Source organism: Pseudoalteromonas sp. (genome assembly GCF_041613455.1).
GTDB lineage: Bacteria > Pseudomonadota > Gammaproteobacteria > Enterobacterales > Alteromonadaceae > Pseudoalteromonas.
Genome location: NZ_JBFJHD010000106.1, coordinates 1 through 10,531 on the forward strand (window position 1 = coordinate 1; position 10,531 = coordinate 10,531).

Consider the following 10,531-nt stretch of genomic DNA (forward strand, 5'->3'; position numbering starts at 1 on the left):
CTCATCGTTGTTTTCGACCACTAAGCGACAGGTTAAATCGCCTTCACCTTGCGCTATATCTTTAATTGCATCGTTGAGCCTGCGCATCGGGCGCATTAAATAACGCAATAACAACTGCATCATAATGACAATCACAATAATGCCCAGCAACATGTATAGCGCAGCCCGCTTTTCAAAGGTCGTTACGCTGGCATAGGCTTGCTGTTTATCAATCACCACGCCTAAATACCAGTCGACATTTTCTATGCCGCGTATTTTAGTAAAAGACACGAGTTTAGGTTGGCCGTCAAGTTGATACTCAGTGAACGTGCTGACTAATGGCGTGGCTGTGCCAAATAGCTCAGTGGTGTTTTTTAAATTAAGCGCGCGATTCGGGTGGCTTAAAACCTGCCCCTGATGGTCAATTAAAAAGCCATAACCTAAGCCTAAAAAGTCAATATCGTTAATGATTTTGGTAATAATACTCATCTCAATATCGGCCCCCGCTACGCCAATAAACTGCTTATCTTGCTGCATTGGCACCACAGCTGAAATCGTCAGTTCATTACTGGTCACATCAATATAGGGGGTGGTAAACGCGGTATTGGTTTTATTTTCCACAAGTTTATACCAAGGCCGCGAGGTGGCATCAAAATCTGCAGGAAGCACCACACTAGTATCATTTAAAATAAACACACCACTGGGTTTGCCAATATAAGTATTTTTAAAATTACCTGCAACCTCGGCGGTATTAAGCTGTGCGAGTGTTAGTGTTTCTGGATCGGTTGTTTGATGTGTGTACGCAATTGATTTCACAATAGCCAACTTATCATTCAGCCAGTTGGCAATGTTTTGTGACACAGACTCGGAGTTTTGTTGCAACACTAAAGCAAGCTGTTGCTGCGTTTGGTTACGCATCGCAATGTAGTTATTTACAGTAAAAAGCCCCAGTACCAGCACTAACACCAGTGAAGCGGCTATGGTTACTTTGGTGGTGAATTTTAATGACGCTAACATAACTGCCTTAAATTGTTATTGTTGTTAACAACACTTTTAACAAAAAAAGAACAAAAAGTCTTAGCTATGAGGTGAATACGCTAGATAAACTGAAAAACAATACTAAAGCATTAAATAAAATGCGTTCAATGAAGGAGTGTGGCATGCAGCAGGCGATCTAGCTATATGATGCTTAAATTATTATCATTCAAGCTATAACAGGGTGTTAGCCTACAGCGTTATACTCTAGGCTCAAAAAATATCAAGCTTATAAATTCAAGCAATAAACACGCTTAGTGAAGATTATGCTTTATGCCACTTCATTTTATTGTTGGTATCGCGAGAATTAATAATGGTGGTGTCACTACTTTCCACCCCACCGAGTTTTGCTAACCTGTCGTAAAGCACCACATTACAGGTTGCCGCAAGGTTCATACAGCCAAGAGTAGGAATATAAACCACTTCATCGGCCCATTTTAATACCTCTTTTGACACTGAGCCGTCTTCAGGACCAAATACATAGAAAGCATTTTCCGGGTGGGTAAACTCAGGCAAAGGTGTCGCGCCCTCAATTAACTCGATGACCACAACCGTTGCACCTTGAGGTTTTACGGTGGCTAAATTATCAGCCGCGGTGAGTGGAATGCGTTGCAGCACGTTTTTGGTATCAGTGTGAAACTTTTGCGCATTAAGGTAACGGTTACCGGTGAAAAAAACCTGCTGGGCATCATAACACCCTGCGGCGCGCAGTACCCCACCTACATTGGTTGGGCTTTTGGGATTAATTAAGCCAATCGTTGCTTGTGGTGTCATTAATCGCAATCCTTAGTAGGCCACTCGGCAATATATAAATCAAAGTCGTCTAAATTCACATCGCAGTCTTTCACGGTTTTATCTTTTACCGATATCCCCTGCTGATGCATCATGGTTTTGTCGCCATTATTTAACAAAGGGTGCCATGACGCTAACCCACGTCCTTCATGCAACCTACGGTAACTACAGCTTTGTGGCATAAAAAAGATATCTTTAAGGTTTTCTTTAGTGAGTTTGACACACGAGGGGACCAAAGTTTGGCGGTTTTCGTATTCACTACAGCCACAGCTATTATTATCGAGGTACTGACAAACAATATTAGTAAATATTAACTGCTCACCTTCACGCAATTGATCGGTTGCAGTAAATTCTTCTTCATCTTCGCTGTCGATAAAGGTATTTAAGCAACATTTTCCACAGCCATCACAAATGGCTTCCCATTCATTTTGGTTCATGTCGCTTAGGCTTTTTTTAAGCCAAAATTGGCTATTTACTAACTGTTGATCAAACATAAAATCTACTCACGCCCCTTATAGTGCGCGCATTCTAACTTATTACGACGTAAATTACAGTTGCGAATTATCCCTAGGCTTTATTATTTCCCCCCACCTACATAAAACCGCGCCAGCGCGCTAAAGATATTGATTAAGCTAAAAGGCTATATTTACAGAAACAAGCCCGGTTGCTACAGTCGAATAAATATTCACTTCTCGGTAACACACTAAAATGAAACAAAAAATACTCTCATCCGCTATCGCACTATTATGTTTGCATAGCGTTAATGCTCACGCAGTGACGTATGTATCTGCCAAAGCGATGCTCGATGTGCAAACAGGTCAGCTAATCAACGCGCCATTAATTACCATAGATAACGGCATCATTACCGCTGTGGAACGTAATAAAACGCCAACGCTTAGCAAAGATGATGAGCATATTTCGCTGCCTGAATTGACGCTGATGCCGGGGCTAATGGATATGCATGTGCATTTAACTAGCGATCCTACCGTGTCACGCAGCGAACGATTAGGGCAATCGGTACCGCGTATGGCAATAAAAGCTGCCTATTTTGCGAAAAAAACCCTTGAGGCCGGTTTTACCACAGTGCGTAATGTTGGGGCCGATGGCTACAGTGTTATTGCTGTACGTGACGGTATTAATGCCGGCGATATTATTGGCCCACGTATTTGGGCTGCAGGCCCGTCGTTAGGCATTACCGGCGGACATTGTGATAATAACCGCTTACCACCGGAACTAAAGTACACGGCACAAGGCGTGGCCGATGGCCCATGGGGGGTTCGCGTTAAAGTACGCGAAAATATTAAATACGGCGCCAACGCCATTAAATTTTGTGCCACTGGCGGAGTGTTTTCAAAAGGCACCAAATTGGGTGCACAACAATATTCGTTACAAGAAATGCAAGCCATTGTGGATGAAGCTCATATGCGTGATTTAACCGTTGCCGCCCACGCACACGGCACCGATGGTATAAAAACCGCCATTAGAGCCGGCGTAGACAGCGTTGAGCACGCCAGCTATTTAGATGATGAAGCAATACAGTTGGCAAAAGATCATGGCACTTGGCTGTCGATGGATATATACAATACCGAATATACCCTTAGCTTTGGCGAACAAAATGGCGTCGATGAAGAAAATCTCAATAAGGAACGCCAAGTCTCAAAAGTACAACGCGACAGTTTTAAGCGTGCTGTTGCTGCAGGCGTAAATATGGTGTTTGGCACTGATGCGGCTATTTACCCGCATGGTGATAATGCAAAGCAGTTTTCGCGAATGGTTGAATTTGGCATGAGTGAACTACAAGCCATTCAAACTGCCACAATCAACAGTGCAAAACTATTAAAAATGGACGCGCAGCTGGGACAACTAAAACCAGGCTTTGCAGCCGATTTAATTGCGGTAAAAGGCAGCCCGTTACAAAATATTACCTTGTTAGAACAGATCCCATTTGTGATGAAAGCAGGGGTTGTATACAAAAGCGAAAAGTAAACATAGCAAAAATAACCATTCCTAATAGATGCAGGCTGAACCATAAAGCTCAGCCTGCATTCTTTCACAGCAGGGCACACACTCTCTTTGCCCTTGTTAGCTTTACACAAATGTTAACTAGTTTGCAGTAACGTTGCTAAAAACTAATATGACGCGCAAACATTGCGCAATTAATACTTTTTTAATAAAAAAACTGAACTTTTTATTCACCTTGAAAACAATAACCATTATCATTCACTAAATTATTAAATACGAATGATTATCACCTCATGAAGAAATTTAAATACTCCTTAGTGACCCTCGCCTGCTTAAATGCACAGGCTGTAATAGCTGCAACAACCTCTGTAGACGAAGATATAGAACACATTAGTGTGTATGAAAAACAAAACCGTGTTGTTATGCGCTCAGGGCTTGCGACTAAGTCGGATATGTCACTGATGCAAACTCCCGCCCCAGTGGTGGTGATTGACCGCGAACTAATTGAATCTCAGGGCGTTAATAGCCTGCAAAATTTAGTTAGGAACGTGAGTGGCTTAACCCAAGCCGGCAATAACTATGGCATAGGTGATAATTTAGTGATCCGTGGCTTAGGGGCTAATTACACTTACGACGGTATGTATGGCGGCGCCGGGCTTGGTAATACCTTTAATCCCACACGATCACTAACCAATGTGGAGTCGGTTGAAGTGTTAAAAGGCCCAGCAACCGGCCTCTACGGCATGGGCAGCGCGGGTGGCGTGATCAACTTAATCGAAAAGAAGCCGCAATTTAATGCCATGCACAAGGTAGCTGTAGAGCTGGGTCAGTGGGATAGTTATGCCCTCTCCATAGATAGCACCAATGCAATTACAGACGATATTGCCTATCGGGTGATGGCAAAAACCGCCTCAAGTGCAGGCTTTCGTGACTTAAAAGAGCAACGCGACGAAATCTATGGCTCGATAAAATATCTGCTTAATGATCAGCACGACATTATACTTTCTGCTGCGTATATTAATGATGCCATTGCGGTAGATTCAATCGGCCACCCTATTCGTATCTTTAATGCAGATTCAGTCAACGGCTTAACTGCCGGTGAGGTAACCGGGGCTGACTTAGCTAATGATGAAAGCAATAAAGGTTTGCAACTGACGGATGCACAACGCGAGCAACTAGCCAATTCGTTAGCGCCTGCTGATGGCTTAACGCCGTATCGCTTTGGTAATAACGGTATAATCTCGCCCATGGCAAAAGATAATGAAGGTGAAGAGCTGCGTTTTAAACTCACCCATAACTACTACCTGAGCGATGATGTATTGTTAAACCAGCAACTGCAATACCGTAATTACAGCTCAAGTTTTGCACGCCAAACCGGCGCCTATAACTATGTATATTGGCAGCGAAATGGCGTAATTAATGCCGATCCTCGCGCTCCTTTAGTTGAAGATGGTGTACTGTACCCTTTTGCTGCACGCCGCCAAGAGTACCGACAAGTGGCTGCCGATGAAAAGTCGTGGCAATACTTTGCTGATTTGCGCTATGACTTTATGCTTGGTGATATTGATAACGAACTGTTAGTGAATGCCAATTATGAAGACCGCGATATTCGCTTTGAACAATACTCAATTTGGGATAAAGACTATGTGATCAAAAATAACCAAGGAGATACCACCTACCAAGGCTCGCTTGATTATATTTATGATATTAGACAGCCAAATTGGCCCACTGGTCACTTTGCCGATTACGATCCGCTAAAAACCAGCAACTACAATAAAAAAGTGCAAGCGTGGGGTGTGGGTCTGCAACATGTTGCCTATATCAACGATGCGCTGACCACCCGCGTAGGTCTGGCTTATAATCGTATCAAGCAAAGCTATCAACATTTAGGCGTCGATCCGCGTTACAGTGCCAGCCGCGCCAACCCCACTGCAGAGGCCAATACTGCCGACAGTGGTTTAACCTATAACATAGGCGCTACCTATCAGCCAAACGCACACTTATCTGTGTTTGTTAACCATTCTAAAGGCCGTACAGCGTATAGCGTATTAGGCGCTGTGAGTGGCAATCAAGCCGATAGAAAAGACTCTGAATCACTGAGTAACGATATAGGCATGCGTTTTAAGGCGTTTGACGATCAGTTGTTGGCATCAATAGTGGTATTTGAAAGTGCCCGTACCAACTTAGAATACGCAAACCCACTCTATGAAGCCGGGGTCTCTGCACCCGATGTGGTAAAAAGCTTTTTTAATGGTAAAGAGCAAACTAAAGGGGTGGAGCTTGATATTAATGCGTATTTAAATGACGACTGGAAAGTGAATATCAATGGCGTTTATCAAGATGCACGGGATAAAAAAGATCCCACACGGGCTTCGTACGACACCCGTCAAAAAGGAACGCCTTATGTCACCGCTAGCACTTGGGTTAGTTATTATGCGAACTGGTTTGACTTACCCGAAGCGGTCACCTTTAGCAGTGGCATAACCTATGTTGATAAACGCAGCACTAACTCAAGCTCGTTTGGCATACCTAATGGCTATGTGCCTAGCTACACCGTCTATGATGCAGCCGTTTCTTACACCACAAAGCAGTGGCACTTACAATTAAACTTAAACAACCTGTTTAATAAACATTACTATTCTAAAGCGATGTTTTTAGGCGGCATGCCCGGCGAAGAGCGCAACGCTAAGCTGAGCTTTAGTTATACATTGTAACCGCCGCTATTGAAAAGCGCGCCACACTCAGCAAGTGATCTGTTACAGCTCGTTGAGTGTGGTTTTAGATGCATATAAAAATCGCAATACCGATAAGCTTGACTAAAATTTTGCTATCTAAAATAAGCGTGCTAGCATTACTTTCTGAAGTTACTGAATATTAAGAAGCTATGAGTTTATCCGAAAATAATTTTGCCTTTGTAATGCACTGCGGTGAGATGGGCAGCCGCTGGGGATTTAACCGCACCATTGGCCAAATGTGTGGCTTGTTAATTTTAACCAAAGATCCTATGACCGCCAACGAAATTGCCGAAGCTTTGAGTATCTCTCGAGGTAACGTGAGTATGGGCCTTAAAGAGCTGCAATCGTGGCAGCTAATTAAAGTACAGCATATACCCGGTGACAGAAAAGAGTATTATGCGCCGGCGGGTGATATTTGGGAGCTGGCAAACCGTGTATTTGAAGAACGCAAAAAACGTGAAATAGAGCCCACGCTGAGTTTGCTGCGCAATAACCTGTTAGATGAAGCAAGCGATGACGATGCGCGGTATGCACAAAAACAAATGGGGGAAATTCACAATCTACTCGAAACGGTCACTAAATGGTCAGCTGAGCTTCAACGCTTAAGCCCTGAGCAATTACATAACCTAATGAAGTTGGGCTCAGGTATCGGCAAAGTAATTGATTTAAAAGATAAAATATTTAATAAACAGTAACGCATAAAGATAAAAAGCCGCATTAGCGGCTTTTTAAGCAATCAGGTTGAGCTATTATAGCAAGTTAAATTTTCGGATAACCGATTCTATCGGCCAAAAACCCGACGCTGGTGGCAAAGTAATACGAACGATTCCAATGCATTAACACTTTATAGTTATCGTACGCTAAATACATGCGGCCATTAATATCATCTGGCATTACCAAAGCTGCACGAATATCAACCTCAGGTAAATCGCTACCATCGGCGCGGCGCACTCCCAGTGCTTGCCACTGGGCTAATGAGCGCTCTGAGTTATTCCAATATTCTAGCCATTGCTTGCGGCTTTTAGTACCGCGTTTTAAAATATACTGACTATCAAAATTGTCCGGTAGCTGCACTTGGCGGCCCCAAGTAAGTGCGTCATTCCAGCCTTCTTGCTTTAAGTAATTAGCAATAGAGGCAAACGCATCTTCTTTTGTGGTCCAAATATCTTTACGGCCATCATTATTGTAATCAACGGCATAGGCGTTAAACGAAGTCGGCATAAACTGCGTTTGCCCCATAGCACCAGCCCATGAACCTTTAAACTTATCAAGGCTAATATGCCCCGACTGTAAAATGTCGAGGGCAGCCCATAGCTGTTTTTTATACATGGTTTCACGACGCCCATCGAACGCCAGCGTCACCAGTGACGAAATAACATTATGGCCACCTTGTATGGCTCCAAAGTTACTTTCCAGCCCCCACAGGGCAACAATAAAACGCGCTTGTACGCCATAGTCTTTGGCAACCTGTTCCAGTACATCTTTGTTTTCAGCGTACAGCTTACGTGCGCGGTCAATCTTCCACTGCGGTGCACGTTTCGGTAAATAGCTTTCGAGGGTTTCTTTTACTTCGGGCTGATTTTTATCAGCCGAGACTACTTTTTCTTTATACGTTGCCGTGGCAAATGCTTGCTCTACAAGTTCGCTTGCATAGCCTTTAGCAAGGGCTTGTTGTTTTAAATCGCTTAAGTAAGCGTTAAACTCGGCTTGTGTTTTTGCCATTACCGAGGTGCTTAAACAAACACCACATAATATTACAGCTAGTTTTTTAATCACTATCAGCTCCATTTTCTTTTCGTAGTTGACTCAACAAGTTTTCTTTTGGCGGTGGCAGTTGTAAATAATAGCCTTTTTCTGCCAACTCACTTTTTACCACGGCTAAATCTGAGCCGCCTAAATGCTGACGTTTTGCTAAGTTGATGATCATCACATACCGAGGTTGACCAAACATAGCCATTAAAGGTTCCGGAACTTTACTAAAATCATCTCTTTTTTCTACAAATAAAAAAGTGTCCGCTTTTTTGTTACTTTTATATACCGCAGTTAGCATTATGGCCCTATAAATTGTTGCACAACAGTGTCGTACACTATAACATGAGAGTAATAATAAGTTAGAAAAATTAGATTAGAAATTTCATTTAAGGCCTTATTCAGCCTGCGTTTATCTAATATTGATTTCTGATCAAATAATACAATTGAGCGTGTATGTCGGACCAAATTTTTGAGTTAAAAGGGAATCTTTTTACGTTATCAGTTTTGCAGCTTTATAGCGCTGATATCTCCCTTTTAGCAGAGCAGCTTTATGTAAAAATAGCGCAGGCACCTAAGTTTTTTGAAGGGGCCCCTATTGTTGTTAATTTAATAGAAATAAAAAACAGTGCACTTGATTTTGTGCATTTAAAATCATTGCTAGAACGTATGAGTTTTAATGCTGTGGGTGTATGTAATGGCTCAGATGAGCAACATGCACTGGCTAAAGCCGCAGGGTTATCGGTATTAAACTATTCACAAGACGTTAAGAGTGAACCGGTTAAACAAGAGGCGAATACGTCGATTGTTGAAAAGACAGTGCATTTACCAGCGCAAGTAATAAATGGCACGGTACGCTCTGGGCAACAAGTGTATGCCAAAGACCGAGATTTAATCGTGCTCGGCGCAGTCAGTCATGGTGCAGAAGTGATAGCCGATGGCAATGTGCATATTTACGGCACGCTGCGTGGCCGCGCGATTGCTGGGGCAAAAGGGTTAAAAAATGCGTATATATTTTGTAATAAGCTAGAAGCAGAGCTTGTTTCAATTAACGGTAATTACTGGATCAGTGACTCACTGCAAGGTGAGCACTGGGGTAGCGCTGTGCAAATACAACAAAAAAATGATTCATTAGAAATTTCAGCATTGGTTAAAGGATAAATCTCATGGCAAAAGTAATTGTCGTTACCTCAGGTAAAGGCGGTGTTGGTAAAACAACATCAAGTGCCGCAATTGGCACCGGTTTAGCGTTAAAGGGTTATAAAACCGTTATTATCGATTTTGATATTGGCTTACGTAACTTAGATTTGATCATGGGCTGTGAACGCCGTGTTGTTTACGATTTTGTAAACGTGATCAACGGTGAAGCAAATTTAAATCAAGCACTTATCAAAGATAAGCGCGTAGATAAACTGTTTTTATTACCCGCATCACAAACCCGTGATAAAGACGCACTTACCCGTGAAGGGGTTGAACGCGTATTAAATGAATTAAAAGAAGATTTTGATTACATAGTATGTGACTCGCCAGCAGGTATTGAAGCCGGCGCTATGATGGCCATGTATTTTGCCGATGAAGCGATTGTGACGACCAACCCAGAAGTATCGTCAGTGCGTGACTCAGATCGAATCTTAGGTATTTTACACAGCAAGTCTAAACGCGCTGAAGAAGGCCTAGAAAACATTAAAGAACACTTATTAATTACCCGCTATAATCCAGATCGTGTTTCTAAAGGTGAAATGCTGTCGGTTGAAGATATACAAGATATATTAGCCATCGATTTATTAGGTGTTATTCCTGAATCTCAAGCTGTATTAAGTGCGTCAAACTCGGGCCAGCCGGTTATTTTAGACAGTGAGTCTGATGCGGGCCAAGCTTACGCTGATGCAATTAATCGTTTATTAGGTGAAACAGTTGAGTTTCGCTTTTTAGATGTAGAGAAAAAAGGCTTATTCAAACGGATATTTGGAGGTTAACGTGTCTTTACTTGACTACTTCCGCTCAGAAAAGAAAAACAGTGCGTCATTAGCAAAAGAGCGATTGCAGATCATAGTCGCGCACGAACGTTCGCAGCGAGGCACACCGGATTACTTACCACAATTAAAACAAGATATATTAGATGTGATCCGTAAATACGTAAATGTCAGCAGTGATGCTGTTCAAGTACAGTTTGATCAAAATGAAGATGATTTAGCGGTACTCGAACTAAACGTCACCCTACCTGACGAAGAGCCAAAAGTATAATAAACAAGGGCGTATAATACGCCCTTTTTTATTGA

The 10,531-nt window shown here is 42.5% G+C and carries 11 protein-coding genes; 6 read left to right on the forward strand and 5 right to left on the reverse strand.

Going from position 1 to position 10,531, the window contains the following annotated elements; genetic code table 11:
- The 3 genes from ABYB02_RS10610 to ABYB02_RS10620 form a co-directional block, all read right to left on the reverse strand.
- On the reverse strand, positions 1-996 hold a 996-nt coding region (locus ABYB02_RS10610), incomplete at its 3' end, for a cache and HAMP domain-containing protein (RefSeq protein WP_372762433.1).
- A gap of 282 nt (positions 997-1,278) precedes the next feature.
- Positions 1,279-1,788: an RNA methyltransferase gene (locus ABYB02_RS10615; RefSeq protein ID WP_372762434.1), complete on the reverse strand. Its 510-nt coding sequence runs from the start codon at positions 1,786-1,788 to the stop codon at positions 1,279-1,281.
- A complete protein-coding gene (locus tag ABYB02_RS10620; protein WP_372762435.1) occupies positions 1,788-2,300 on the reverse strand; it encodes a YcgN family cysteine cluster protein in 513 nt (170 codons plus the stop codon). Before ABYB02_RS10620 ends, ABYB02_RS10615 begins: the two co-directional genes overlap by 1 nt.
- Before the next feature lie 214 nt (positions 2,301-2,514).
- Here ABYB02_RS10620 and ABYB02_RS10625 point away from each other — a divergent pair, with 214 nt between their 5' ends.
- The 3 genes from ABYB02_RS10625 to ABYB02_RS10635 all read left to right on the forward strand — a co-directional run bounded on the left by ABYB02_RS10625 (position 2,515) and on the right by ABYB02_RS10635 (position 7,198).
- Complete coding sequence (locus ABYB02_RS10625) at positions 2,515-3,792, forward strand: amidohydrolase family protein (RefSeq protein ID WP_372762436.1); 1,278 nt, start codon at positions 2,515-2,517, stop codon at positions 3,790-3,792.
- Between the two features lie 269 nt (positions 3,793-4,061).
- Positions 4,062-6,482 carry a TonB-dependent receptor gene (locus ABYB02_RS10630; protein WP_372762437.1) on the forward strand — a complete coding sequence of 807 codons (2,421 nt, stop codon included), beginning with the start codon at positions 4,062-4,064 and terminating at the stop codon, positions 6,480-6,482.
- A 170-nt stretch (positions 6,483-6,652) separates the two neighbouring features.
- Entirely contained in the window at positions 6,653-7,198 is a 546-nt protein-coding gene (locus ABYB02_RS10635; RefSeq protein WP_372762438.1) for a GbsR/MarR family transcriptional regulator, read from the forward strand.
- Positions 7,199-7,262: 64 nt separating this feature from the next.
- Here the strand turns inward: ABYB02_RS10635 and ABYB02_RS10640 are convergent, their stop codons facing one another.
- On the reverse strand, positions 7,263-8,279 hold the full coding sequence (locus ABYB02_RS10640; protein WP_372762439.1) for a lytic transglycosylase domain-containing protein: 1,017 nt from the start codon (positions 8,277-8,279) through the stop codon (positions 7,263-7,265).
- Positions 8,272-8,553, reverse strand: coding sequence for a YcgL domain-containing protein (locus ABYB02_RS10645; RefSeq protein ID WP_372762440.1), 282 nt, complete (start codon positions 8,551-8,553; stop codon positions 8,272-8,274). Before ABYB02_RS10645 ends, ABYB02_RS10640 begins: the two co-directional genes overlap by 8 nt.
- A 155-nt stretch (positions 8,554-8,708) precedes the next feature.
- On the opposite strand from ABYB02_RS10645, the gene minC reads away from it, so the two are divergent.
- Genes minC through minE form a run of 3 tightly spaced genes read left to right on the forward strand, consistent with a single transcriptional unit; the run spans position 8,709 to position 10,496 of the window.
- Entirely contained in the window at positions 8,709-9,413 is a 705-nt protein-coding gene (minC, locus tag ABYB02_RS10650) for a septum site-determining protein MinC (RefSeq protein ID WP_372762441.1), read from the forward strand.
- 5 nt (positions 9,414-9,418) lie between these two features.
- Complete coding sequence (minD, locus tag ABYB02_RS10655; RefSeq protein ID WP_372762442.1) at positions 9,419-10,228, forward strand: septum site-determining protein MinD; 810 nt, start codon at positions 9,419-9,421, stop codon at positions 10,226-10,228.
- Position 10,229: 1 nt separating this feature from the next.
- Positions 10,230-10,496 carry a cell division topological specificity factor MinE gene (gene minE / locus ABYB02_RS10660; RefSeq protein WP_024604840.1) on the forward strand — a complete coding sequence of 89 codons (267 nt, stop codon included), beginning with the start codon at positions 10,230-10,232 and terminating at the stop codon, positions 10,494-10,496.
- The last annotated feature ends 35 nt before the right edge of the window (positions 10,497-10,531 follow it).

Bases quoted from the DNA above. Each gene is read 5' to 3' on its own strand.
- ABYB02_RS10620 (WP_372762435.1), bottom strand. From the start codon at position 2,300: ATGTTTGATCAACAGTTAGTAAATAGCCAATTTTGGCTTAAAAAAAGC.
- minC (WP_372762441.1), top strand. From the start codon at position 8,709: ATGTCGGACCAAATTTTTGAGTTAAAAGGGAATCTTTTTACGTTATCA.
- ABYB02_RS10635 (WP_372762438.1), top strand. From the start codon at position 6,653: ATGAGTTTATCCGAAAATAATTTTGCCTTTGTAATGCACTGCGGTGAG.
- ABYB02_RS10625 (WP_372762436.1), top strand. From the start codon at position 2,515: ATGAAACAAAAAATACTCTCATCCGCTATCGCACTATTATGTTTGCAT.
- ABYB02_RS10615 (WP_372762434.1), bottom strand. From the start codon at position 1,788: ATGACACCACAAGCAACGATTGGCTTAATTAATCCCAAAAGCCCAACC.
- ABYB02_RS10645 (WP_372762440.1), bottom strand. From the start codon at position 8,553: ATGCTAACTGCGGTATATAAAAGTAACAAAAAAGCGGACACTTTTTTA.
- ABYB02_RS10630 (WP_372762437.1), top strand. From the start codon at position 4,062: ATGAAGAAATTTAAATACTCCTTAGTGACCCTCGCCTGCTTAAATGCA.
- minD (WP_372762442.1), top strand. From the start codon at position 9,419: ATGGCAAAAGTAATTGTCGTTACCTCAGGTAAAGGCGGTGTTGGTAAA.